The following is a 25,213-nucleotide window of genomic DNA, read 5'->3' as shown; positions in this document are numbered from 1 at the left end:
TTTGGGGTCGACCGGGGTTGGGTAGGCGGACCGGGATGAGGTGGACGCGACAGTCGGTCTCGCGCGATAGGACGATCGAGTCGCTCGTGGTGTCCGCGAAGATGGCGGGTGCCGCAGCGGCGGCATGGATTCTGGCCACCGAACTGCTGTCTATGACGCAGCCTTTCCTCGCTCCGTACGCGGCGGTGTTCCTGATCGGCGTGACGATCAGCCGAAGCCTGCGATCGGCGGCCGAGCAGATCGCCACGGTGACCGCCGGGGTACTCGTCGCGGCACTCGTGGTTCTCGTCGTCGGCGAGCCGAGTGTGGCCCTGGCCGTCAGCGTGTTCATCGGGGCTCTCGTCGGCCGTTGGTCGAAATTCGGTACGAGCGGAATCTGGATACCGGTGACCGCACTGCTGGTGGTCACGTACGGATCGGCATCCGATCCGGTCGCCCTGCTGGACAGGATCATCGAACTGGCAGTCGGAGCCGCAGTGGGTGTGGCGGTGAACGCACTTGCAGCACCGCCGCTGTACTGGCGGGAATCGCAGCACGCAGTGGAATCGGTGTCGTCGGCCGCGGGATCTCTGCTGCGGGATGTCGCCCGGGGTCTCGACCTCGAGCCGGACCGATCCACTGTCGACGACCGGCCCTCGCAGTGGCGAGCGCGGAGCGACGCCGTTCGAGCCGAGGTGCGTCGCGCACAGGCCGCGTTGATGTGGACCGAGGAGAGCGCTCGCGGAAACCTTCGCCGGTCGGCGGTACCCACCCGAGTGAGCCATCGATGGTGGAAAGCCACGGTCGGTGCCATCGACGCCAGTTGGACCGAATGCGCAGAATTGATCGACGCAGCCGCCGTCGGACTCGATCCCGTTCCGCCGTTCGACGCGCTCGAAGACGACGTCCGGGTCGTCGGCGCCGGCTTCGTTCGTGCCCTGGCGGACGTCGTCGAGTGCCGGTGCGATGCGCGCCGTACTCAGGCGGACGTGGTCGATCGTGTCGCCGCTGCGGAGGAGGCGTTGGCCACGCTCGTGCACACGGTGGTCGCGTCCGAGCAGGAATCCACCGGAGCGACGATGAGCGCGGGCAGGCTCGTGGGGCCGGCAACGGCATCGCTGCGAGCGCTCACATGAGGCCTGTGTTTCTACCGACTGCCAGGATTGAAACGCCGGGTGCTGGGTAGTCTGTCTCGGCGAACGGTAAAACGACTGCTCGGCGACGATGGGAAGTGCGGATGGCTGGGGTCAGCAAGATCGAAGAACTGGAGCGAGGTTCCGGTGCACCGGTCGAGCTGAGGGTGCGCGCAGAGGCCGACCAGCTTCCGGTGGTTCGCGCCGTCGCCGAAACCCTCGCAGTGCTCAGCGACTTCACGCTCGACGACATCGCCGATGTGAAGTTGGTCGTGGACGAAGTGTGTTCACAGCTGATCAAGGGCTCGGTCACCGATGCAGAGCTCTCGTGCACGTTCGCAGTGAGCGACTCCGGAATCCGGATTGTCGTCACCTCCACGCTGGCACCCACGTCGGTGCCGAAGAAGGACAGCTTCGGCTGGCACGTGCTGCAGACGTTGACCGACGCGATCGAACTGCGCGCCGACGACGCGGTCGAGGGCCAGGCGGGTCGCGCGGTCGCGATCGACGTGGTCAAGCGGAGGAGCAAGGTCTAGTGCCTGTGCCGCACGAACGAAGCACACGGCGGGAGTCCGACGATTACAGCGACGTTGTCGCCCTGATCCAGCAGATGCAGGCGCTCGACGAGAATTCACCGCAGCGCCGAGTGCTGCGCGATCGCATCATCACCCGCTGCCTACCTCTCGCAGAACACATCGCGCGCCGCTTCGGCGGTCGCGGCGAAGCGCACGAGGACCTCTTGCAGGTCTCACGTCTCGGTCTGGTGAACGCAGTCGACAGATTCGACATCGAACGTGGATCGGATTTCGTGTCGTTCGCCGTGCCCACGATCATGGGCGAGGCTCGCCGCTATTTCCGCGACGCGGGATGGTCGGTCCGGGTGCCGCGGCGCATGAAGGAACTGAACTCGATGATCTCCCAGGCGGTGGGATCGTTGTCTCAGAAGCTCGGTCGCGCTCCGACCGCCAGTGAGATCGCCGCCGAACTCGGGATCGACGTCAAGGAAGCCTCGCAGGCATTGCTTGCGCGCAGCGCATATCAGACCGTCTCCGTCGACTCGGTGGTCAGCGAGGATCGGTTGCCGCTGATGGACACCCTCGGTGCCGACGATCCCGAACTCGAGAAGATGGAGAGCTATCTCGCGGTGCGCCCCGCACTCGAGAAGTTGCCCGAGCGTGAGCGTCGAATCGTCGTGCTCAGATTCTTCGGGTCGATGACCCAGACGCAGATCGCGGAGAAGGTGGGGATTTCGCAGATGCACGTCTCGCGAATCCTGGCTCGAACTCTCGCCCAGCTACGCGAGGATCTCGGCGAGGACTAGCGTGCCGCCGTACCGCCGGTGCCGTTAGGCTCGCTGGATGAGCATGTACGACGACGTCGACGAGTACATCGGAGCACGTAGGGTCACGGGCCTGGCGGCATCGCACGATTTCTCGCGAGCGGTGATCGTGATTGCCGCACTGGATGATTCGCGGACCGAGTATCGAACGTCGTTGTGGGAGATCGATGTCGACGGTGGTTCGCCGGCCCGACGCCTCACGCACGGCGAGTGGGGTGAGAGCGCTCCGGTGTTCACCCCGGCTGGCGATCTGTTGTTCTCCCGCCGATCGAGCAAGGACGATCCGGCCCGGCTGTGGATTCTGCCTGCCTCGGGCGGCGAGGCGCGAGTGCTCGAGACTCGGTCCGCCGGTCTGAGCGAGGTCCGAACCGCCCGTTCCGGACACGGGCTCGTCGGGTTCTCGCCGGTGTTCGGATCGTCGAGCACCGACGAGGACGACGACGCCCTGCGCACCGAGCGCAAGGCGAACAAGGTGGATGCAATCCTCCATACCGGGGTTCCGGTGCGTTTCTGGGATCACGACCTGGGTCCTGCGACGCCGCATCTGTTCGCGGGATCGGCAGACGGTTCCAACGGACTGCGCGATCTCACCCGAGACGCAGCAGGCGGGCTGCAGGAGGCGGCGTTCGACATCGGTGCCGACGGTTCGTTCGTCGTGTCCACCTGGGCCGTCCCCGGCGCTCTGGCGACCGTGCGGACGGTGCTGGTGCGCATCGACACCGCGACGGGGGAGCGCACCACGATCGTCGACGACGTCGATGCCGACCTGGGCGCGCCGGCGATCTCGCCCGATGGCGAGTCCGTCGTGTTCGTGCGTGAATCGCTCTCCACCCCCGAGGACGCGCCGCGAATGACGCTGCAGCGCTACGATTTCGGGTCTTCTTCGGTCGTCGATGTCGCGCCCGGCTGGGATCGGTGGCCGGTCGACCCGGTGTGGCTGCCGGACGGGTCGGGGCTATTGGTCACCGCTGACGACGACGGCCGGTCCCCGATCTTCGTCGTCCGCGAGGGCGCGGAGCCGCGTCGGCTGACGAACACGAACGACGCGTACACCCATGTTCACGTGTCCTCGGACGGAACCAGGGTGCTGGCACTCGCCGCGTCCTATCTGGCCGCCCCGCACCCGGTGTCGATCGACTTGTCCGACGGCACCGTTCTCGACCTCGACACCTCCATCGAACGCTGCCCGTTGCCAGGATCTCTCACCGAGATCGACACCGTCGTCGACGACGGCACCCGGGTGCGCGGTTGGCTGGCATTGCCCGAGGGTGCCTCGGACGCGGCACCCGCGCCGCTGCTGCTGTGGGTGCACGGTGGTCCGCTCGGCTCGTGGAATACCTGGTCGTGGCGGTGGAATCCGTGGCTGATGGTCGCCCGCGGGTACGCGGTGCTGCTGCCGGATCCGGCCCTGTCCACCGGATACGGCCAGGAGTTCGTGCAGCGCGGCTGGGGAGCGTGGGGCAATGCCCCGTTCACCGACCTGATGGCGTTGACCGATGTCGCAGCCGCGCGATCCGACATCGACGACACCGACACCGCGGCGATGGGCGGATCCTTCGGCGGCTACATGGCCAACTGGATCGCCGGGCACACCGACCGGTTCGACGCCATCGTCACCCACGCGAGCCTGTGGGCGCTCGATCAATTCGGGCCGACCACCGATGCTCCGTACTACTGGGCGCGCGAGATGTCTCCGGAGATGGCGGTGGAGAACTCCCCGCACCTGTTCGTCGCGGATATCGCCACGCCGATGCTGGTCATCCACGGCGACAAGGACTATCGAGTGCCGATCGGCGAGGGCCTACGGCTGTGGTACGAACTGCTCAGCGAATCCGGCCTGCCCGCCGACGACGAGGGCAACACCGACCATCGTTTTCTCTACTTCCCGGCCGAGAACCACTGGATTCTGAGTCCTCAGCACGCCAAGGTCTGGTACGAGGTGGTGCTGGCATTCCTGGCGGAGCACGTGCTGGGCGAGAGGGTGTCGATGCCTCGAATCCTCGGCCACTAGAATCGACCGGTGACCAGTTCAGCGCCAGAGCACTCAGAGAACCCCGCCGATTCGATCGACCTGCCCAAGAGCTGGGATCCCAGTGCGGTCGAGGCGGAGCTGTACCGGTCCTGGGTCGACGCCGGGTACTTCGAAGCCGACGCCACCAGCGGTAAGCCGCCCTACTCCATAGTGCTGCCCCCGCCCAACGTCACGGGCAGCCTGCACATGGGCCACGCTCTTGACCACACGTTGATGGACGCGCTGAGCCGTCGCAAGCGGATGCTCGGGTACGAGGTGCTGTGGTTGCCGGGCATGGACCACGCGGGTATCGCCACGCAGACCGTGGTGGAGAAGCAGCTCGCCGCCGACGGAAAGACCAAGGAAGAGTTCGGCCGCGAGCTGTTCATCGACAAGGTCTGGGACTGGAAGCGTGAATCGGGCGGAACCATCGGTGGGCAGATGCGACGCATCGGCGACGGTGTCGACTGGAGCCGAGAGCGCTTCACCATGGACGACGGCCTGTCCGAGGCCGTGCAGACCATGTTCAAGCGGATGTTCGACGACGGTTTGATCTACCGCGCGGAGCGACTGGTCAACTGGTCTCCGGTGCTGCAGACCGCCATCTCCGACATCGAGGTCAAGTTCGAGGACGTCGAGGGCGAACTCGTCTCACTGCGATACGGCTCGCTCGACGATTCCGAGCCACATGTCATCGTCGCGACCACCCGAGTCGAAACGATGCTCGGCGACACCGCAGTTGCGGTCCACCCCGACGACGAGCGGTACAAGGCTCTCGTCGGCACCACCCTCGAGCACCCGTTCACCGGACGGCAGATCCCGATCATCGCCGACGACTACGTCGACCCCGAATTCGGCACCGGCGCAGTGAAGATCACCCCGGCTCACGACCCCAACGACTTCGAGATGGGGGTGCGGCACTCGTTGCCGATGCCCTCGATCATGGACAAGGCAGGCCGCATCGCCGATACCGGAACGCAGTTCGACGGGATGGATCGCTTCGAGGCGCGTGTGAAGGTTCGTGAAGCACTGGCCGAGCAGGGCCGCGTCGTCGCCGAGAAGCGCCCCTACCTGCACAGCGTCGGTCACTCCGAGCGCAGCGGTGAGCCGATCGAGCCGCGCCTGTCGCTACAGTGGTGGGTCAAGGTCGACACCTTGGCGAAGGCGGCCGGTGACGCAGTGCGTAACGGCGACACCGTCATTCACCCCAAGAGTCAGGAACCGCGCTGGTTCGCGTGGGTCGACAACATGCACGACTGGTGCATCTCGCGTCAGCTCTGGTGGGGTCACCGGATTCCGATCTGGTACGGACCCGACGGCGAGACCGTCTGCCTCGGACCGGGGGAGAGCGCACCCGAGGGCTGGGAGCAGGATCCCGACGTCCTCGACACCTGGTTCTCGTCCGGGCTGTGGCCCTTCTCGACGATGGGGTGGCCCGACGCCACGGCCGATCTCGAGAAGTTCTACCCCACCGGTGTTCTCGTCACGGGATACGACATCCTGTTCTTCTGGGTCGCCCGCATGATGATGTTCGGCACCTACGTCGGGGCGGACGACGCGATCACCGCAGGCAAGCAGGGGCCGCAGGTTCCGTTCCGAGATGTGTTTCTGCACGGCCTGATTCGTGACCAGTTCGGCAAGAAGATGTCCAAGTCGCGCGGCAACGGAATCGATCCTCTCGACTGGGTCGATCGTTTCGGTGCCGACGCACTGCGCTTCACCCTCGCGCGCGGCGCGAACCCCGGTGCCGACATGTCCGTCGGCGAGGACCACGCGCAGTCCTCGCGCAACTTCGCCAACAAGTTGTTCAACGCCACCAAGTTCGCCCTGATGAACGGCGCGGCACCGGCAGATCTGCCTGCCCGTGCCGAGCTGACCGACGCCGACCGGTGGATCCTCGACCGACTCGAACAGGTTCGGGCAGAGGTGGACTCGGCGTTCGATCGTTACGAGTTCAGCAAGGCCTGCGAGGCGCTCTATCACTTCGCCTGGGACGAGGTCTGCGACTGGTACCTCGAGATCGCCAAGGTGCAGTTCGCCGACGACGCCATCGCCGTCACCACGCGCGGGGTTCTCGGTAACGTCCTCGACGCTCTGCTGCGCCTGCTGCATCCGGTGATTCCGTTCGTCACCGAAACGCTGTGGAAGGTGCTCACCGGTGGCGAGTCGCTGGTGATCGCGGCGTGGCCCACTGCCGCCACCGAGTCGCTGGATCCTGTTGCGGCACAACGTATCGAGGACATGCAGCGGCTCATCACCGAAATTCGTCGGTTCCGCAGCGATCAAGGACTCAAGCCGTCCCAGAAGGTGGCGGCCCGCATCGTCGGAGTCTCCGAGTCCGATCTGGACGGGCAGATTTCGGCGGTCACCGCACTGGCTCGACTGACCGAGCCTGCCGAGGACTTCGCCGCCACGGCCTCGGTCGAGGTGCGCCTGAGCAAGGCCACCGTGGTCGTCGAACTCGACACCTCGGGCACCGTCGACCTCGTCGCCGAGCGGGCCCGACTGGTGAAGGATCTCGCCGCTGCGGAGAAGGAACTTGCGCAGACCACCGGCAAGCTCGGCAACGAAGCGTTTCTCGCGAAGGCACCGGATGCGGTGGTGGACAAGATCAGAACACGCCAGACGATCGCGGGCGAAGAAATAGCACGCATCTCGGCGCGGCTCGAATCGATGGGAACCTAAGTGACCGAACCCGACGCCGCCCTGCCACTACCTCCGCCGAGTCCGGTCGATCTGGCCGAGCTCGCTCTCGTGGAGGCCGAGCTCGACAAGCGTTGGCCGGAAACGAAGATCGAACCGTCGACGGCTCGGATCTCGGCGCTGATGGACCTGCTCGGCTCGCCGCAGAAGGCGTATCCGTCGATTCACGTCGCCGGCACGAACGGTAAGACCTCGGTGACCCGCATGATCGATGCGCTCCTCACTGCGTTCCATCGGCGCACGGGCCGCACCACCAGCCCGCACCTCCAGATGGCGACCGAGCGGATCAGCATCGACGGGCGGCCCATCTCGCCGCGGCTCTACGTCGACACCTACAACGAGATCGCACCGTTCGTGGACATGATCGACGCGCAGTCCGAGGCTGCGGGCGGACCCCGAATGAGCAAATTCGAAGTGGTCACGGCCATGGCGTTCGCGGCGTTCGCCGAGGCCCCGGTCGAGGTTGCCGTCATCGAGGTCGGACTCGGTGGGCGTTGGGACGCCACCAACGTCGTCGACGGTGAGGTTGCCGTCATCACCCCGATCGGCCTCGATCACGTCGAGTTCCTCGGCGACGATCTCGCCGGGATCGCGGGGGAGAAGGCGGGGATCATCAAGAAGGCACCGGAATCGCTGGTGCCGCGCGACACCGTCGCGATTCTGGCGAAGCAGCAACCCGAGGTCTCCGAGGTCCTGTTGCGGGCAGCAGTGCAGGCGGACGCTGCGGTGGCGCGGGCTGGATCGGAATTCACCGTGCTCGGCAGGCAGATCGCCGTGGGTGGCCAGCAACTGGAACTGCAGGGGCTCGGCGGGGTGTACACCGACGTCTTCCTGCCGTTGCACGGCGAACATCAGGCGCACAATGCCTCGCTCGCACTCGCGGCGGTGGAGGCGTTCTTCGGTGCCGGTCCGGATCGCCAACTCGATCAGGACACCGTGCGCGGCGCGTTCGCAACGATCGTCAATCCGGGTCGGCTCGAGCGGGTGCGCAACGCCCCGACGGTGTTTCTCGACGCCGCGCACAACCCGCACGGGGCAGCAGCGCTTGCCGCCGCCCTCACCGACGAATTCGACTTCCGCAAACTCGTCGGCGTCGTCAGTGTCATGGCGGACAAGGACGTCGGAGCGATTCTCGACGCACTGGAACCGGTGTTCGACGACATCGTCGTCACCCACAACGGGTCGGCGCGGGCGATGGACGTGGACGCGTTGGCCGACATCGCGGTGTCCAAGTTCGGCGACGAACGCGTCGTGGTGGCGTCGACCCTGCCCGATGCCCTGGAAACGGCGATCGGGTTGGCCGAGGAAGTCGCCGAGCCGGGGGAGGCCGTGTCCGGTGCCGGAGTCGTGGTGACCGGATCCGTGGTGACCGTCGGTGCAGCTCGCACTCTGTTCGGAAAGGACCCCGCGTGAGCGAGACAGAGTTCAGACCACCCACGAACGACCCGTGGAAGGGGTTCCGCGGTGTCGTGGCCGGCACCCTCGTGCTCGAAGCCATCGTGACGCTGCTCGCGCTGCCGGTGGTGGCGACCCTCGGCGGCGGTGCGACCTGGTTCTCGACGACGTACATCGTGGCGCTGGCCGTCGTGATGATCCTGGCAGCGGGTAAGCAGGGGGAGCCATGGGCGATGAAGCTCAACCTGATTCTCCAGCTGTTCGTTCTGGCCGGGGCCGTGTTCCACCTCTCCATCGGAGCCGTCGGCCTGATCTTCATCGCGGTCTGGCTGTATCTGCTGTACCTGCGCCGTGACATCACCGAGCGGATCCGACGAGGAATGCTGCCGGGGCAGCGTGACTGACAGGGGAAACCCGTCGGTTTCGGCGATGCGGCGCGCGCCGCATCGCCGTGTTCGATTACTGTCGTCGACGTGACCGACCGCACCCTTGTACTCATCAAGCCCGACGGAGTTGCCCGGCGTTACGTAGGAGAGATCCTCGGCCGCGTGGAGAAGAAGGGTCTGAGCATCGTCGCACTCGAGCTCAAGACCGTCTCCCGCGAATTGGCCTCGGCTCACTATGCGGAGCACGAGAGCAAGCCGTTCTTCCCCGAACTCCTCGAGTTCATCACGTCCGGACCGGTAGTGGCGGCAGTTCTCGAAGGCCCCCGCGCCATCGCTGCCTTCCGCCAGATCGCAGGCGGCACCGACCCCGTGGCCAAGGCGGTTCCCGGCACCATCCGCGGTGACCTCGCCCTCGACGGTCAGCAGAACCTGGTCCACGGATCGGATTCCGTGGAATCGGCCGAGCGCGAGATCGCACTCTGGTTCCCCGGCCTCGCCTGACGGTTCCGCCTTCTACAGAAAAAGCCAACGTTCACGTAGCCACGTCGCATCCGCTCGGAACCCGATCGGTGCGGCGTGGCGAGTACGCATCACAGCGTGTGGGATACTCGACGGAGATCGACTCCACTGCACCAGTACGTACAGGTTTCACGCTCCACCCGAAGCCCAGGCTTCACGGAAGTTCGCTAGACCGGTGTCGTGGATTCGATCGGATGACTGTCGTCTATCCGCTGCCCGTCATCGCAGATGCTCGAACGAGAGACAGGCTCGTTCGCGTTCTTGCTTGATGATCAGGCGCTCGGATCGCCGGTACCCACCATCCAGCCAGGCACTGCACACGCTGTCGTCGACCACCGAGAACTACGAAGTGGTCATCGGCTCGGGTGCGGAGCGAGACCGAACAGCTGACGTCCAACCCGACGTGAGTACACAAGGATTGCCCTCGCGTGGCCGCGTCACACCCGAAGTCGGATGGACGCGCCCGGGGGCCCGAGGAGACTACGTGGCCGATCAAAGCCCGCCCGAAGATGTACAGAACGAAAACGCAGGACGTACGGAGCCCCCCGGCCCGGTGTCGTCTGTGGAAACCGACGCGGTGTCGTCTGCGCAACCCGACACCATCGAGCTGCCGACCAGGCTGCGCGTCCACGCACTGGCCAAGATCCTGGGCGTCACCAGCAAGCAGTTGCTGGTCACCCTCGGTGAGCTCGGCATCGAAGCGCGCAGTGCTCAGTCGAGCCTGAGCCGTGACGTTGCGGAGTCCGTTCGTGATTCGGTCAACGCGCCCGCAGCGCCGACAGTCGATTCGTCGGCTGCCGAGCCGACTCCGGTGCCTGCTGCCGATGAGCCCGCAGGCCAGGTTCCGTGGTCCGAGCCACAGCTGTTCACAAGTGCGCCCGCACCGGAGCCGAAGGCTGACCAGCCCGCAGCAACGACCGACCAGCCCACAGCGACGACATTCGCCACCCCACTGTTTCTGCAGCCTGCCGCAGTCGAGGACCCGGCGACGGAATCGACGGAGTCACCGGCGGAGCCCCCGGCTCGGCGTCGCCGCAGCCGCAAGGCCGCGCCCAAGGACGACGTGGCGAACACCGAGAGCAGCGCTGACACCGACAGCAGTGAGTCCGCAGTGACGCCTGCGACCGGTGCACCCGAGATCTCTGCCGTCGCGACCGACCGGTCCTCGTCTTCCGAGGCCGACGATTCGTCCGCCGCCGAGAGCTCGACCGACGGTGACGGCGACGACGATCAGTCTCAGCCTCGACGCCGTCGGCGCGGCCGCCGTGGCCGCGGCCGAGGTCGCGGCGAGCAGTCCTCGGACGAGAACTCGAACGACGACAATTCGAACGACGACAATTCGAACGACGACGATTCCGAGGACGACTCCGATACCGAAGAGTCGACCGACGCGGAATCGAACGGCAACGCAGACTCGGACGAGTCCTCGGCAGGTGACGAGCAGCAGTCGAACTCGGGACGACGCTCGCGTCGATCACGCACTCGCAGCCGTACCTCGGACCGGCAGAACTCGGATTCGACCGACTCCGCCGACGACACGCGCACCGCAGACTCCTCGGCCGAGGACGGCGACGACGAGTCCGATTCGGGTGCCCAGGACAACTACGACGACTCCGACAACGGAGACGGCTCCAGCCGTCGTCGCCGTCGTCGTCGCCGGCGCAAGACCGGAGCCGAGGCCGCTGCCGAGGGCGCGTCGTCCGAGGACGATCCGCCCAACACGGTCGTGCACGAGCGTGAGCCACGCAACAAGAGCCGGGCACCCCGGGACGAGGTCCAGGGCATCACCGGTTCGACGCGACTCGAGGCCAAGCGTCAGCGCCGCCGCGACGGGCGCGATGCCGGCCGTCGTCGGCCGCCGATCCTCACCGAGTCCGAGTTCCTGGCGCGCCGCGAATCCGTCGACCGCGTCATGGTCGTGCGCGAGAAGGCGACACCGGATCACCCGCTGACCACACAGGTTGCCGTGCTCGAAGACGGTGTGCTCGTCGAGCACTTCGTCACCAGCAGTGCCACCGCGTCGATGGTCGGCAACGTCTACCTGGGCCGCGTACAGAACGTGCTGCCCAGCATGGAAGCAGCCTTCATCGACATCGGCCGTGGCCGCAACGGTGTGCTGTACGCAGGCGAGGTCAACTGGGACGCTGCAGGGTTGGGCGGAAACTCACGGAAGATCGAGCAGGCTCTCAAGCCGGGCGATCAGGTTCTCGTCCAGGTCAGCAAGGACCCGGTCGGGCACAAGGGTGCTCGCCTGACGACGCAGCTGTCGCTCGCGGGTCGCTTCCTCGTCTACGTGCCCGGTGGCAGTTCCACCGGCATCAGCCGCAAGCTGCCCGATACCGAGCGCAAGCGGCTCAAGGAAATCCTCCGCGACATCGTGCCTCCCGAGGCGGGCGTCATCATCCGCACCGCAGCGGAGGGCGTCAGCGAAGAAGAGCTCGCACGGGACGTGACTCGCCTGCAGGCGCAGTGGGCCAGCATCGAAGAGCGCTCGGCCAACGCCGAAACCGGCAAGGGCGTGCAGCCGCAGACGCTGTACGAAGAGCCCGACATGCTCGTCAAGGTCATCCGTGACCTGTTCAACGAGGACTTCTCCACGCTGGTCATCGAGGGCGACAAGGCGTGGACGACGACGTCCAACTACGTCGAGACCGTGGCCCCGGACATGATGGAGCGGCTGCACCGATACGAGGCCGACGGCAGTTCCGTGGACGTCTTCGCCGCGCACCGCATCGACGAGCAGCTGGCCAAGGCCCTCGATCGCAAGGTCTGGCTGCCCTCCGGCGGCACCCTGGTGATCGATCGCACCGAGGCGATGACCGTCGTCGACGTCAACACCGGCAAGTTCACCGGTTCGGGCGGCAACCTCGAAGAGACGGTCACCCGCAACAACATCGAGGCGGCCGAGGAAGTCGTTCGCCAGATGCGTCTGCGAGACATCGGCGGCATGATCGTGGTCGACTTCATCGACATGGTGCTCGAGTCCAATCGCGATCTCGTACTGCGGCGACTCACCGAGTCTCTCGGACGTGACCGGACTCGCCACCAGGTTTCCGAGGTGACCTCGCTCGGACTGGTGCAGATGACCCGCAAGAAGCTCGGTACGGGTCTCGTCGAAGCGTTCTCCACCACGTGCGAGCACTGCCAGGGTCGCGGCATCGTCGTGCATCCGTTCCCCATCGACGCCAAGCCGGACAACGACGGCGGTCGGTCGAACTCGTCGCGTTCGGAATCCAGCAACTCGGGAACGAGCAGCAGGCGTCGACGTGGCAAGGACAACAAGGCCGACGGCAACGACCGGTCGGACGGCAACGACCGGGCCTCCTCGAACGCTCAGGAAGACGGTCACGAGCACCCCGTGGTCGATCCGTCGATCAAACGGGCGCATCCGGTGGCACTGGCCATGGCGGCGCATCACGACGACGTGGTGGCCGATGTCAGCCCCGCCGATGTCGAGACACCGGCACCGGCCGAAGTTCCCGGCGACGCCGTGGTGACCGTGGTCTCCGCCGACGATGTAGAGGTAGCGGCCGCTGCGGTAGCCGATGCGGAGACGAACGTCACGGCAGCCGAGGCGGCCACCGAGACTCAGGCCGACCAGCCTTCCGCCGAGCCGTCCGTGCCGGTGGCACCCAAGGCTCGACGCGGACGGCGGGTGGCTCGCAAAGCTGCCGCGCCGACCGGCGCAGCGCCCGACGCGGGCATGGTCATCGTCGTACCCGCAACGGACGACCGGGTGGACGCCACGTCCTCCGACCAGGCCGGGACGGCACCCGACGAAGCGTCAGCACCGCTCACGGCGGCGGCCGAGCAGCCCGTGGAGCCGGTGGAGGTGCCTGCGGCACGTCCTCGCAGACGGCGCGCAGCAGCGCGGCCTGCAGGTCCTCCGGTAGACATCGATGCCTAGCGGCTCAGGCAGTTTGACCCTGGCCGTCTCTCTGCCGTAACCTTGATAAGTCGCTCCCGGTGACACCGTTCTGCTGTGCCGTAGTGGTCCTGCAGGAAACAACGGTTCTCGAGCGGGCCGAGATGATCATCATCCCGGCCGGCCGATAGGGAGCAAGCAAACACGTTTTACCAGACCAGTCGTGTTGCCATGTGCAACGCGAGCAAGTTCGAAGAAGCAAGGGGTAGCCCTCCGATGGCAACGTACGCGATCGTCAAGACCGGCGGAAAGCAGTACAAGGTCGCTGTTGGTGACCTCGTCAAGGTCGAGAAGATCGAGGGAGCGCCCGGCACTGCTGTCTCGCTTGCTCCGGTCCTCGTCGTAGACGGATCCGACCTGACCACAGATGCAGACAAGCTGGCGAAGATCTCGGTCGCCGGTGAGATCGTCGAGCACACCAAGGGCCCGAAGATCCGCATCCACAAGTTCAAGAACAAGACCGGATACCACAAGCGTCAGGGACACAGGCAGAAGCTCACTGTCCTCAAGGTCACCGGCATCAAGTAACCAGGTCTCTCCAGATCTGCGTTCTCCCAAGCTGATTCACCCCGAGGAGGGTATGCAACATGGCACATAAGAAGGGTGCATCAAGCTCCCGTAACGGTCGCGACTCGAACGCTCAGCGCCTCGGCGTCAAGCGTTTCGGCGGCCAGACCGTAGGTGCAGGCGAGATCCTGGTTCGTCAGCGCGGCACGCACTTCCACCCCGGCGTCAACGTCGGCCGCGGCGGCGACGACACCCTGTTCGCACTCGCCCCGGGCGCAGTCGAATTCGGTGCCAAGCGCGGTCGCAAGACCGTGAACATCGTTCCGGTCGCTGTAGAGGCCTAGTCCTTCTGCAGCGCTCGCGCTCACGATGGGCGACGCGACTGGGCAACTGCTCGAGTCGACCATCCACGGCGTACGTTCACAGCTCCCGATAGGGGCGGACCAGGGTCATGAGACCGGTCCGCCCCTATCGCTTTTTTTCTCCCGCTTTTTCTTTCAGAAAGGATCGAAGACAGCTATGTCACGATTCATCGACCGCGTGGTGCTGCACGTCAGCGCCGGCAAAGGTGGCAACGGCTGCTCTTCGGTTCACCGCGAAAAGTTCAAGCCTCTCGGTGGCCCGGACGGTGGTAACGGAGGACAGGGCGGCGGAGTCGTTTTCGTCGTCGACAGCAACGTCCACACCTTGCTCGACTTCCACTTCTCCAGCCATGCCAAGGCAGGCAACGGAACTCAGGGCATGGGTGGCAACCGCGAGGGTGCCAACGGCGAGGACCTGATTCTCAAGGTTCCCGACGGCACCGTCGTGCTCGACAAGAAGGGCAACGTGCTCGCCGACATGATCGGCGAGGGAACACGTTTCGACGCCGCACCAGGCGGCCGCGGTGGCCTCGGCAACGCAGCTCTCGCATCGAAGGCCAGGCGTGCGCCCGGATTCGCGCTGCTCGGCGAAGAGGGCATCGAACGCGAACTCGTCCTCGAACTCAAGTCCGTCGCCGATGTGGGCCTCGTCGGTTTTCCGTCGGCGGGTAAGTCGTCGCTGGTCTCGGTGCTGTCCGCAGCGAAGCCGAAGATCGCCGATTACCCCTTCACCACACTGGTACCCAACCTCGGAGTGGTCTCCAGCGGTGACACCACCTTCACCGTCGCCGACGTTCCCGGGTTGATCCCCGGAGCGAGTCAGGGCAGAGGTCTCGGCCTCGACTTCCTGCGTCACCTCGAACGGTGTGCTGTTCTCGCACACGTCGTCGACTGCGCCACACTGGATCCCGGCCGCGACCCGATCTCCGACGTCGACGCCCTCGAAGCAGAATTGGCCGCATACAAGCCGGCTCTGTCCGGCGATGCCAGCCTCGGTGACCTGGCCGATCGGCCCCGCATCGTGGTGTTGAACAAGGCCGACATTCCGGAGGGTGCCGAGCTCGCCGAGATGGTCACCGCCGAGTTCGAGTCTCGTGGCTGGCCCGTGTACACCATCTCCGCGGTGACGCGTGCCGGTCTCAAGCCGCTGACGTTCGCGTTGGCGAAGCTCGTCGAGGACTACCGCACTGCGCATCCGGCTCCGGAGCCGCGGCGTCAGGTGCTGCGCCCGGTCGCTCGGAACGACGACAGCTTCAAGGTCGTCAAGGATCCGGATATCCCGGACGGCTTCATCGTTCGCGGTATCCGACCCGAGCGGTGGGTGCGCCAGACGCAGTTCACCAACGACGAGGCCGTCGGCTACCTCGCCGACCGTCTCGCGCGGCTCGGCGTCGAGGACGCACTCATCAAGGCCGGCGCTCAGCCCGGTGCTTCGGTCACCATCGGCGACGTGTCGTTCGACTGGGAACCGCAGACTCCGGCCGGCGTCGAGATCACGATGACAGGCCGTGGGACCGATGCCCGTCTCGATCAGGTCGAGCGCATCGGCGCATCCGAACGCAAGCATGCCCGCCAGGTACGTCGCGGGCTCGATACCGAACAGGAGTAGACGTGGTGGCGGTGCGTGAATCCGGTTCGCCCGCAGAGGCTCTCACCGATACCCGTCGCACGATCGCCGATGCCAAGCGCATCGTGGTCAAGATCGGTTCCTCGGCTCTCACCAGCCTCGACACCGGTCTGGATCTGGGTCGCCTCGATCTGCTCGCCGACGCCATCGAATCTCGGATGCGCAGCGGCACCGACGTGGTGGTCGTGTCTTCCGGTGCGATCGGCGCAGGGATGGCACCGCTCGGCCTGACGAAGCGTCCACGAGACCTGGCGACCAAACAGGCTGCTGCGAGCGTCGGTCAGCTCGCTCTGGTTCATGCGTGGAGTTCGTCGTTCCATCGGTACGGGCGCACGGTCGGACAGGTTCTGCTGACAGCCGAGGACATCGCGCGACGAACCAACCATCGCAATGCTCAGCGCACCCTGGATCGGTTGCGCTCACTCGGTGCCGTGGCCATCGTCAACGAGAACGACACGGTCGCCACCGCGGAAATCCGGTTCGGCGACAACGATCGCCTGGCTGCTCTGGTCGCCCACCTCGTCGGAGCGGACGCACTGTTCCTGCTCTCGGACGTGGACGGGTTGTACGACGGTGATCCCCGCAAGGGCAAGGCGACACTGATCCCGGAGGTGACCAGCCCCGAGGATCTCGACGGCGTCGTCGCCGGTTCGGGGGGAGCGCTCGGCACCGGGGGAATGGCGTCCAAGCTGTCCGCTGCGCGTCTCGCGGCCGACGCCGGTGTTCCCGTGCTGCTGGCTGCGGCATCCGATGCTGCTCATGCTCTGACAACGTCCGAGGTGGGTACCGCGTTTGCTGCCCGGCCTGCGCGGTTGTCGGCGCGCAAGTTCTGGGTCCGTCACGCCGCCGATGCCGCGGGAGAACTGCACCTCGACGCGGGGGCCGTGCGCGCGGTGGTGGAGCGGCGTCGGTCGTTGTTGTCCGCTGGTATCACGTCGGTGACGGGATCTTTCCACGGCGGCGACGTGGTCTCGTTGGTCGACCACGGCGGCGTACTGGTGGCTCGCGGCGTTGTCGCATACGACTCGGGGGAGCTCGTCGGGATGCTCGGGCGGTCGACGGGGGAGTTGGCCGCGGAGCTACAGCGCCCGGTGGTTCATGCCGACGATCTGGTTCCTGCCTGATCGACGTCGTCGGCCAACGCGGTCGCCACCTCCGAGCAGCCGGCATGCACTGTGAGAGAAGCAAATTCGTCGCCGCGGGTGGTACCGCGGTTGACGATGACGATGGGCTTCGACTTCTTCGACGCGTGCCTGACGAACCGCAGGCCCGACATCACGGTCAGCGAGGATCCGAGCACCAACAGCGCGTCGCTTCGGTCGACGAGATCGTATGCCTCGGCGACACGCGGTTTGGGAACGCTCTCACCGAAGTAGACGATGTCGGGTTTCAGTACCCCCGAACACGATTCGCAGTCGACCATTCGAAAGTGCGCGGTCGAGGAAATGATCGCGTCGGCGTCGGGGGCGATCTCGACGCCCTCCGCGGGTGCAACCGACTCGAGGAATCCGGGATTGGCACGATCGAGTCGTCGACCCAGCTCGAAACGCGAGATCAATCGCTCGCAGTTCAGGCAGCGAACTCGGGCGTAGACGCCGTGCAGGTCGATGACGTTCCGGCTGCCCGCCTTGGTGTGCAGCATGTCGACGTTCTGGGTGATGACGCCGGTGACGACTCCTGCCCGTTCGAGTCGGGCGAGTGCTCGGTGGCCGTCGTTGGGCACCGCGGCGTCCATGTGTCGCCACCCGACGTGGTTGCGTGCCCAGTAGTGCCGACGAAACTCGGCGTCGCCGATGAACTGCTGGAAGGTCATCGGGTTGCGGGGCGGTGACTGCGGGCCACGATAATCGGGAATCCCCGAGTCGGTGGACATGCCTGCGCCACTGACGACGGTGACCGTCCTGCCGTCGAGCAGCGAAGTCAGCTGCTCGTACAGTGCCGCGGACACAGGGGATGCATTCACTTCGTCCAGGGTAGCGACCGATCGGAGTACGGGCTACCGACGCAGACGGCCCGCACGGACGCGTGAGCGTCGATGCGGGCCGTGAGAAACTGCGGTGTTACGCGGGTACCTCGATGAGGGGGTACACGCCGTTCTCGTCGTGCGTCTCGTTGCCCACCACGGGAGGATTGAACACGCACAGCATGCGCATCTGGGTGCGCGGCTCGACAGTGTGGCGTTCGTGTCCGTTGAGCAGGTACATCGATCCCGCACCGAGTTCGTACGTTTCTCCGGTCTCGCGGTCGGTGAGCGTTCCCTCGCCCTCGATCAGCCAGACGGCCTCGACGTGGTTGGCGTAGTGGAAGTTGTTCACCGTGCCGGCTTGGATCGTGGTCTCGTGGAACGAGAATCCGACCTTGTCGCCGCCGAGAATGATTCTCTTGCTGCGCCAGTTGCCGTCTTCACTCGAGATGTCACGGTCGGTGCCGGTGATCTCCTGTGTGGTGCGAACGATCATACGATGTCCTCCTTCGATATCGGTGCGTGCGAACGGGTCTCTAGGACAGGACCTTTGCCACTGCAGTTTCGATGATGTCCAGGCCGCGGTCGAGCTCGTCGATCGTCGTGGTCAACGGGGGAAGAAGCTTGACCACCTCGTCCTTGGGGCCTGCGGTCTCGACGAGGAGACGCTCGTCGTAGCACAGCTGAGAAACCTTGCCGGCCAACTCGGCGTCGTCGAACACCAAGGCCTGGACCATGCCGCGGCCACGAGTGGAGATGCCGTCGAACTTGGCGCACAACTTGATGAATCGATCCTGGATGTGCTCGCCCTTGGTGAGGGTTTCCTTCTCGAACGTGTCGTCGGACCAGTAGTGGTCGATAGCTGCCTTGGCCGTCACGAACGACGGGTTGAAGCCGCGGAAGGTGCCGTTGTGCTCACCCGGTGCCCAGACGTCCAGCTCGGGCTTGAACAGTGTCAGCGCCAGCGGCATGCCGTAGCCGCCGATGGACTTGGACAGCGTCACGATGTCCGGGGTGATGCCGGCTTCCTCGAACGAGAAGAACTGGCCGGTGCGTCCGCAGCCCATCTGCACGTCGTCGACGATCAACAGGATCTCACGTCGCGAGCACAGCTCGGCCAACGCGCGCAACCACTCTGGGCGCGCGACGTTGATTCCGCCCTCACCCTGGATGGTCTCCACGATCACCGCGGCCGGACGGTTGAATCCACTGCCCGAGTCGTCGAGAACGCGCTCGAACCACTGGAAGTCCTCGGTGACGCCGCCGAAGTAGTTGTCGTACGGCATCGGAGTGGTGTGCACCAATGGGATTCCGGCGCCAGCTCGCTTCATCGAGTTGCCGGTGACCGACAACGCGCCGAGTGTCATGCCGTGGAATGCGTTGGTGAAGTTGATGATCGCCTCGCGGCCGGTGACCTTGCGAGCGAGCTTGAGCGCTGCCTCGACGGTGTTGGTGCCCGTCGGTCCGGGGAACTGAACCTTGTAGTCCAAGCCGCGGGGGTCGAGGATGTTCTTCTTGAACGACTCGAGGAACTCGCGCTTGGCCACAGTGGACATGTCGAGACCATGGGTGATGCCATCGCTGGTGATGTAATCGACCAACGCGCTCTTGATCATGTCGTTGTTGTGGCCGTAGTTGAGTGCTCCTGCGCCACCGAAGAAATCGAGGTAATCGTTGCCGTTCTCGTCGGTGATCACCGAGTTCTTCGCGGTGGTGAACACAGCGGGCCACTGGCGGCTGTAGCTGCGCACTCCGGACTCGACGGTCTCGAACACATCGGGCTTCTCTGTTGTAACGGTGTTCTTTTCGGTCATGTTCTGCTTGTTCCTTTCGTAATTCCGCGATGCGTCGGGCCCTACCGTGTAGAGCTCCTCGGCTTCGTGGCTATCAGGGAAATCGTTGGGCGCGAACAAATCCGACCTGACGATGTCGGTTCCTCGCTTGCGTGCGAGGCTCGTGAAGGTTGCGATGGACGCTTCGTTGTCCGGGCTGATCGTCGTTTCGAGATGCGTGATGCCCTGTGGCTCGAGGCGGTCGAGCAGCTCCATCAGCATGCGACCGGCAAGTCCCTTGCCACGCTGGTCCGCATCCACGGCGACCTGCCACACGAACAGAGTGCGCGGGGCGTCTTGGCGGATGTATCCGGTGACGAAACCGACTGCGCGGCCGTCGATGTCGGATACGACTGTGGTGGCCGCGAAATCACGGCACCACAATACGTACGAGTAGCTGGAATTGAGATCCAGAACTCGCGAATCTCTTGCGATCTCCCAGAGCCGGACTCCGTCGGAGATCTGTGGCTTACGAAACTTCACTGCGTCCGGCGCAGTGAATGGGGTACCTCTCAGCAATGCGGGCTTCATAGGAAATACAAACGTAACAAGGTCGCCGAGGCATATCGAGTGCGCCGGGAAATCGACCCCGGAATCGGACATGCTTCCCCAGGTTAACCGCCGAATGTGATGGTGCTCACACGATCGGTGCCCGGCAGGCGTTACCCAGAAATGCGCGGTATAAACCCCGGTTTGCCGAGAATTGCTATTTCGGCGTTGCCAAGGCGAACGGCAACACCGCCGAAGCGCCCGCTGACGTCAGAGCAGACGTGGCACAGGTGAACGTCCACCCGGTGTCGGTCAGCAGATCGATCAACAGAATCGGCCCTGGCACGGACGATACGTCCGGAACCTCCCACGAGTCCACCAGCCCGGCGACCCGAAACGCCGAATTGGCGGCTGATACCGGCGGATGATCGGGCCTGACCTGCATCACCCCGAGATCCTGCAATTTGCCCACGGACGCCAATCGCGCGGCGATCGACCGCACCAGGAGCGGGTGGGTAGGGGAGTCGAGAGCCAGAACGGCAGTGGGTCGCTGCTTCCAATCCCAGTTGGCGAGCACGGTGATGCATGCCTTCTCCAATGCATCGGTGGCCGGAGCATCGGGTGCATCGAGCAGGGCACGCAGGCGGCTACCCCAGCCCAGGTCGGTGAGCCGGCCCAGTACGCGCCCGGGTTCGTGTGGGTCGGCGATCTTGCCCGAGAGCGAGACACCCAGCTTCTTCATGCCGCTGGGCCACTGCTTTCTGGGCTGCAGGTCGATGCCCGGCCGATCCAGTCGTGCCCTCGCCGAGTCGACCGAGGCCGCATCCACCGTTGCCGACAAGTACTCACCCGTGCAGTTGTCGCACCGCCCGCATCTGTCGGATTCGCTACCGGGTGCGCCCAGATCCGGGTCGTCGAGTTGCCTCCGCAGGAACTCCATCCGGCAGCCGTCGGTGCCCTGGTAGTCGATCATTGCCTGCTGTTCGCGGTCCCTGGCCTGTTCGAGACGCTCGTAGCGGGCCGCGTCGTATGTCCACTCCTCCCCGGTGGCCATCCAACCGCCACGAACGCGTCTGACCGCGCCGTCGACGTCGAGAACCTTCAGCACCATCTCGAGCCTGCTGCGATTGAGCTCGACGAGAGGCTCGAGCGCCTGCGTCGACTGTGCCTTGTCGGTGTTCAAGGCATCGATGACCTGCCGCACCAGATGCTCGCGGGGGAACGCGACGGAGGCGAAGTAGCTCCAGATCTGCCGATCCTCGTGGCCGGGAAGCAGCACCACATCGGCTCGCTCGGTAGCGCGACCGGCTCGGCCGACCTGCTGGTAGTACGAGATCGGAGACGACGGTGCCCCCATGTGGACGACGAAGCCGAGGTCGGGCTTGTCGAAGCCCATGCCCAGTGCGGACGTGGCGACCAGGGCCTTGACTCGGTTGGCCAGCAGGTCGCCCTCGAGCGATTCGCGCTCGGTCGGGTCCGTCTGACCGGTGTACGACGCCACGACGTGCCCCTGATCGGTCAGCAGCGCCGCGAGATCCTTCGCCGCAGAGACCGTCAGGGTGTAGATGATTCCCGAACCGGGCAGCGTCTTCAGGTGATCGCCGAGCCACGCCGCCCGTTCGGTGGCGTTGTCGATCTTCACCACCGCCATGCGCAGAGAGTCGCGTGCGAGCCCGCCGCGCAGGACGAGCGTGTCGCCGCCGCCGACACCCAGCTGCGCCGCGACGTCGTCCACCACGCGGTCGTTCGCCGTCGCCGTGGTCGCGAGCACGGGGATACCGTCGCGCAACTCGGCGATCAGGGTGCGAATGCGTCGATAGTCCGGCCGGAAATCGTGGCCCCAGTCCGACACGCAGTGCGCCTCGTCGACAACCACGAGCCCGGCGTCACCGGCCAGGGACGGCAATACCTGATCGCGGAAATCCGGATTGTTCAACCGCTCCGGACTGACCAGCAACACATCGAGCTCGCCCGACGCGACCTGCTGGTGGATGTCGTCCCACTCGGTCATGTTCCCGGAGTTGATTGTCGCCGCACGGACGCCTGCCCGCTCGGCGGAGGCAACCTGGTTACGCATCAGCGCCAACAGCGGAGAGACGATCACCGTCGGACCCAGGCCCTGTGCGCGCAGCAGCTTCGCCGCGATGAAGTAGACCGCCGACTTGCCCCAACCGGTCCGCTGCACCACCAGCGCCCGCCGCCGGTGCACGACGAGGGCCTCGATGGCCGTCCACTGGTCTTCCCGCAGCACCGCATCCGGGCCGGCGAGTTCGCGCAACAACTCCTCGGCGCTCTCGCGCAAGTTCCCGGTCGTGGGCTCCGTGGTCGTTGTCATAGGCTCCATCGTGCAGTAAGCATCCGACATCACACACGGGCCGGTCGGAAACGGTCGGAACGTGCAGCTCGAGAGGATCAGCGGTGGTCGATCCCGATTCCGATTCGATGCCGGCCGACCAGGGACCCGTGCACCGTCACTTGTGGGCACTGGCAGTGGTGTTCATCGGCGGAGTGGCGGGTACGGCTCTCCGCTACGTGATCGAGGAGCAGCTCCCGCATTCGGCATCGCAGTGGCCGACAGCAACCTTCGGTATCAACATCGCCGGTGCATTCGTGCTCGGCCTGCTGCTCGAGTCGCTGGTTCGCGGCGGACCCGATGCAGGAGTTCGGCGCAGGCTGCGGTTGCTGGGAGGTACCGGGTTCTGCGGCGCCTTCACCACGTACAGCACCTTCGCCCTCGAGACGGTGGAAGGGTTCCGGAGTGGGTTCACCGGGCTGGCACTGGCCTACGCAGTGGTCAGCGCTATTCTCGGAATACTTGCGGCCTGGGCCGGAATCGCACTGGCAGGCAGGGTGGTTCGATGATCGCGCTGTGGATTGCGGCGGCCGGCGGGCTGGGGTCGGTCGTTCGCTTCTTCGTCGATGCGGAAGTGAAGTCACGTCTCGCGGCGCGGACGAGCTTCCCATGGGCGACAGTCGGCATCAACGTGTCCGGGTCGTTCCTGCTGGGCGTGCTGGCCGGATGGGTGATGTTCCGAGCCGGCTCGACCGACGTCCAAGCCGTCATCGGCACCGGGTTCTGCGGCGGGTACACCACGTTCAGCACGGCGAGTGTCGAGACCGTGCGGTTGCTACAACAAGGGCGTCGACGCGATGCCGCCGTCAACGCGACAGCCACCCTGCTCGCGTCCGTACTGGCGTGCGGCGGCGGCCTGGCGCTCGCGTCGTCGATATGACGCGAGCGCTGGCCTGGTTCGTTCCGCGGGCTGCACTCACGCCTGACTGACGCGCACCATGTTGCCGGCAGGGTCACGGAATGCCGCGTCGCGCGCACCCCACGGCTGACTCGTCGGTTCCTGCAGAATCTCGGCGGTGCCTGCCGCGCGAATTCTCTCGAAGGCCGCGTCGAGGTCGTCGGCACGAAACAGCAGGCCCGGAAGCTCCCCCTTGGCGAGCAAGGCCGCGATCTGATCGCCGAGTTCCTGCGAGCGGCCCGCGTGGGGCTGCGACAGAACGATCTCGATCTCGGGTTGATCGTTGGGAGACAGAGTGATCCAGCGGTAGCCGTCGTTGGCAACCTCGCTCTTGACCTCGAGTCCCAGAGCATCGCGGTAGAACGCCAACGAGGCATCGGGGTCGTCGGTGTAGACGTGTACGTGGCTCAGTGAAAGTGTCATGGGGAAAGGCTAGGACGCCCCGGCCGTCGATGCTTCTTCGATTCTGCTCGGTTCGGTGGCAGCAACGGTGCCCCGCATCGGCCGACCCAGAATCATGGCCGTACACGTCGGCACCGCCTGGCTGCCACGGTGGTCGCGGGCGCGGTACGCGCTCGGTGTCTCGCCGACGATCTCGGTGAACCGCGAACTGAACGATCCGAGACTGGTACAGCCCACCGCGAAGCACGCCTCGGTGACGGTCACATCGCCGCGGCGCAGCAAGGCCTTGGCGCGTTCGATCCGTCGAGTCATCAGATGTGCGTAGGGCGTCTCACCGTAGGCCTCGCGGAAGCGGCGACTGAAGTGGGCTGTGGACATCAGTGCCGTTCGAGCCAGCGTCGGCACATCGAGAGGTTCGGCGAATTCGCGATCCATCCGGTCGCGCGCGCGGCGCAGAAGTCGGAGCTCCTCGAGGCCGGGGGCGTTCATCCTGTGGCCGCATCTCGCAGCGCGTCGATGTCGTCTCGAGTGCCCGAGGACGCGCTCGCACCCGGCCTTGTCGCGGCGAAAGAGCCTGCAACACAGGCCCATTCGACTGCCGCGCGCGGGCCGTCGAACCAGGACGCGGCCAGTGCTCCGGCAAATGCATCGCCGGCCCCGGTGGTGTCGACGGCGTCGACGCGCGGCGCGGAGACCGCGAACGATTCCGATCCGCGATATCGAGCGCCTCGGGCACCGAGTGTGGTGATCACGTGCGTCACCTCGTTCACTCGGTCTCCGAGACAGGCTTCCTCGGCTTCGTTGACCACGAGCACGTCGGTGGCCGCCACCAGGGCGTCGGGCAAATACTGAACCGGTGACGGGTTCAGTATCGTCACCACGCCGCGAGAGCGTGCGTACTCGAATGCGGTCACCACGGTGTCGAGTGGGATCTCCAACTGGCACAGGAGAATATCGGCGTCGGAGATGACGGCGAGGTCGTCGTCGGTGAGGTCGTGAACGCGTTCGTTGGCCCCGGGGACCACGACGATGCTGTTCTCGGCGTGATCGTCGACGGTGATGGCGGCGATGCCGCTCGAACCTGCTGTCGTGCGCAGCGCGCGATCGTCCACGCCCGCGCTCGACAGTGTCTGTCGCAGTGTCTCACCGAATTCGTCGTCTCCGACCGCTCCGATGAACGCCACCGAAACACCGGCTTTGGCGGCGGCAATGGCCTGATTGGAGCCCTTGCCGCCCGGTGAGGTGGTGAACGATGTGCCCAGCACGGTTTCGCCGGGATCGGGCAGGGCAGGCGTCCTGGTGATCAGATCCATGTTGACGCTGCCGAGAACGACGATGCGGGGGTTCGAAGCGGACACCGACGAACTGTATCGCTCCGACGGTTCGACCC

General features: G+C 65.6%; 22 protein-coding genes and 1 pseudogene. 15 read left to right on the top strand and 8 right to left on the bottom strand.

Annotation, left to right across the window (positions count from 1 at the left end; genetic code table 11):
• The first annotated feature begins 35 nt into the window (after positions 1-35).
• The 13 genes from R4P57_RS12020 (at position 36) to proB (ending at position 17,010) form a co-directional block, all read left to right on the top strand.
• A complete protein-coding gene (locus R4P57_RS12020) occupies positions 36-1,115 on the top strand; it encodes an FUSC family protein (RefSeq protein WP_317803067.1) in 1,080 nt (359 codons plus the stop codon).
• Positions 1,116-1,216: 101 nt separating this feature from the next.
• Complete coding sequence (locus tag R4P57_RS12015) at positions 1,217-1,648, top strand: ATP-binding protein (RefSeq protein WP_317803066.1); 432 nt, start codon at positions 1,217-1,219, stop codon at positions 1,646-1,648.
• Positions 1,648-2,433, top strand: a complete 786-nt coding sequence (locus R4P57_RS12010; protein WP_037193137.1) for a SigB/SigF/SigG family RNA polymerase sigma factor — start codon at positions 1,648-1,650, stop codon at positions 2,431-2,433. The genes R4P57_RS12015 and R4P57_RS12010 overlap by 1 nt, the downstream gene beginning before the upstream one ends.
• A 37-nt stretch (positions 2,434-2,470) precedes the next feature.
• On the top strand, positions 2,471-4,462 hold the full coding sequence (locus tag R4P57_RS12005; RefSeq protein WP_317803065.1) for an alpha/beta fold hydrolase: 1,992 nt from the start codon (positions 2,471-2,473) through the stop codon (positions 4,460-4,462).
• A gap of 9 nt (positions 4,463-4,471) precedes the next feature.
• Positions 4,472-7,147: a valine--tRNA ligase gene (locus tag R4P57_RS12000; RefSeq protein WP_317803064.1), complete on the top strand. Its 2,676-nt coding sequence runs from the start codon at positions 4,472-4,474 to the stop codon at positions 7,145-7,147.
• The gene (gene folC, locus R4P57_RS11995) at positions 7,148-8,578 is read left to right on the top strand and encodes a bifunctional tetrahydrofolate synthase/dihydrofolate synthase (protein WP_317803063.1); all 1,431 of its coding nucleotides are present in this window, start codon (positions 7,148-7,150) and stop codon (positions 8,576-8,578) included.
• Positions 8,575-8,964: a DUF4233 domain-containing protein gene (locus R4P57_RS11990; protein ID WP_317803062.1), complete on the top strand. Its 390-nt coding sequence runs from the start codon at positions 8,575-8,577 to the stop codon at positions 8,962-8,964. The genes folC and R4P57_RS11990 overlap by 4 nt, the downstream gene beginning before the upstream one ends.
• 69 nt (positions 8,965-9,033) lie before the next feature.
• Positions 9,034-9,447 carry a nucleoside-diphosphate kinase gene (gene ndk / locus R4P57_RS11985; protein WP_032394582.1) on the top strand — a complete coding sequence of 138 codons (414 nt, stop codon included), beginning with the start codon at positions 9,034-9,036 and terminating at the stop codon, positions 9,445-9,447.
• Between the two features lie 502 nt (positions 9,448-9,949).
• On the top strand, positions 9,950-13,372 hold the full coding sequence (locus R4P57_RS11980; RefSeq protein WP_411742352.1) for a translation initiation factor IF-2 N-terminal domain-containing protein: 3,423 nt from the start codon (positions 9,950-9,952) through the stop codon (positions 13,370-13,372).
• Positions 13,373-13,606: 234 nt separating this feature from the next.
• Entirely contained in the window at positions 13,607-13,918 is a 312-nt protein-coding gene (gene rplU, locus R4P57_RS11975) for a 50S ribosomal protein L21 (protein WP_032394581.1), read from the top strand.
• Positions 13,919-13,977: 59 nt separating this feature from the next.
• Complete coding sequence (gene rpmA / locus R4P57_RS11970) at positions 13,978-14,241, top strand: 50S ribosomal protein L27 (RefSeq protein WP_032379202.1); 264 nt, start codon at positions 13,978-13,980, stop codon at positions 14,239-14,241.
• 175 nt (positions 14,242-14,416) lie between these two features.
• A complete protein-coding gene (gene obgE, locus R4P57_RS11965) occupies positions 14,417-15,868 on the top strand; it encodes a GTPase ObgE (protein ID WP_317803060.1) in 1,452 nt (483 codons plus the stop codon).
• Between the two features lie 2 nt (positions 15,869-15,870).
• Positions 15,871-17,010, top strand: coding sequence for a glutamate 5-kinase (proB, locus tag R4P57_RS11960; protein ID WP_317803059.1), 1,140 nt, complete (start codon positions 15,871-15,873; stop codon positions 17,008-17,010).
• Here proB and R4P57_RS11955 read toward each other — a convergent pair.
• The 5 genes and pseudogenes from R4P57_RS11955 to R4P57_RS11935 form a co-directional block, all read right to left on the bottom strand.
• The gene (locus tag R4P57_RS11955; RefSeq protein ID WP_411742351.1) at positions 16,983-17,849 is read right to left on the bottom strand and encodes a Sir2 family NAD-dependent protein deacetylase; all 867 of its coding nucleotides are present in this window, start codon (positions 17,847-17,849) and stop codon (positions 16,983-16,985) included. The two genes, proB and R4P57_RS11955, sit on opposite strands and share 28 nt — an antisense overlap.
• Before the next feature lie 97 nt (positions 17,850-17,946).
• The gene (locus R4P57_RS11950; RefSeq protein ID WP_317803058.1) at positions 17,947-18,345 is read right to left on the bottom strand and encodes an ectoine synthase; all 399 of its coding nucleotides are present in this window, start codon (positions 18,343-18,345) and stop codon (positions 17,947-17,949) included.
• Positions 18,346-18,385: 40 nt separating this feature from the next.
• Positions 18,386-19,663: a diaminobutyrate--2-oxoglutarate transaminase gene (gene ectB, locus R4P57_RS11945; RefSeq protein ID WP_317803247.1), complete on the bottom strand. Its 1,278-nt coding sequence runs from the start codon at positions 19,661-19,663 to the stop codon at positions 18,386-18,388.
• Between the two features lie 48 nt (positions 19,664-19,711).
• Positions 19,712-20,212: pseudogene (gene ectA / locus R4P57_RS11940) on the bottom strand (diaminobutyrate acetyltransferase); the annotation flags it as partial.
• A gap of 175 nt (positions 20,213-20,387) precedes the next feature.
• A complete protein-coding gene (locus R4P57_RS11935) occupies positions 20,388-22,505 on the bottom strand; it encodes a RecQ family ATP-dependent DNA helicase (RefSeq protein ID WP_317803057.1) in 2,118 nt (705 codons plus the stop codon).
• A gap of 107 nt (positions 22,506-22,612) precedes the next feature.
• Between R4P57_RS11935 and crcB (R4P57_RS11930) the strand changes: the two genes are divergently transcribed.
• On the top strand, positions 22,613-23,032 hold the full coding sequence (gene crcB, locus R4P57_RS11930; RefSeq protein WP_317803246.1) for a fluoride efflux transporter CrcB: 420 nt from the start codon (positions 22,613-22,615) through the stop codon (positions 23,030-23,032).
• Positions 23,029-23,403 (top strand): fluoride efflux transporter CrcB, encoded by a 375-nt coding sequence (gene crcB, locus R4P57_RS11925; RefSeq protein ID WP_317803056.1) that lies wholly within the window; start codon positions 23,029-23,031, stop codon positions 23,401-23,403. The genes crcB (R4P57_RS11930) and crcB (R4P57_RS11925) overlap by 4 nt, the downstream gene beginning before the upstream one ends.
• 36 nt (positions 23,404-23,439) lie before the next feature.
• Here crcB (R4P57_RS11925) and R4P57_RS11920 read toward each other — a convergent pair whose 3' ends face one another.
• From R4P57_RS11920 to R4P57_RS11910, 3 genes are read right to left on the bottom strand one after another with little or no spacing between them, the layout of a single operon-like run.
• Entirely contained in the window at positions 23,440-23,844 is a 405-nt protein-coding gene (locus tag R4P57_RS11920) for a VOC family protein (RefSeq protein WP_317803055.1), read from the bottom strand.
• Positions 23,845-23,853: 9 nt separating this feature from the next.
• Positions 23,854-24,312: a helix-turn-helix transcriptional regulator gene (locus R4P57_RS11915; RefSeq protein ID WP_317803054.1), complete on the bottom strand. Its 459-nt coding sequence runs from the start codon at positions 24,310-24,312 to the stop codon at positions 23,854-23,856.
• Positions 24,309-25,181 (bottom strand): ribokinase, encoded by an 873-nt coding sequence (locus R4P57_RS11910; protein WP_317803053.1) that lies wholly within the window; start codon positions 25,179-25,181, stop codon positions 24,309-24,311. Before R4P57_RS11910 ends, R4P57_RS11915 begins: the two co-directional genes overlap by 4 nt.
• Positions 25,182-25,213: the final 32 nt, after the last annotated feature.

This window comes from Rhodococcus sp. IEGM 1330 (assembly GCF_033142445.1).
GTDB lineage: Bacteria > Actinomycetota > Actinomycetes > Mycobacteriales > Mycobacteriaceae > Rhodococcoides.
The sequence above is the reverse complement of the archived record's forward strand: the minus strand, read 5'-3'. Positions and strand labels throughout refer to the sequence as shown.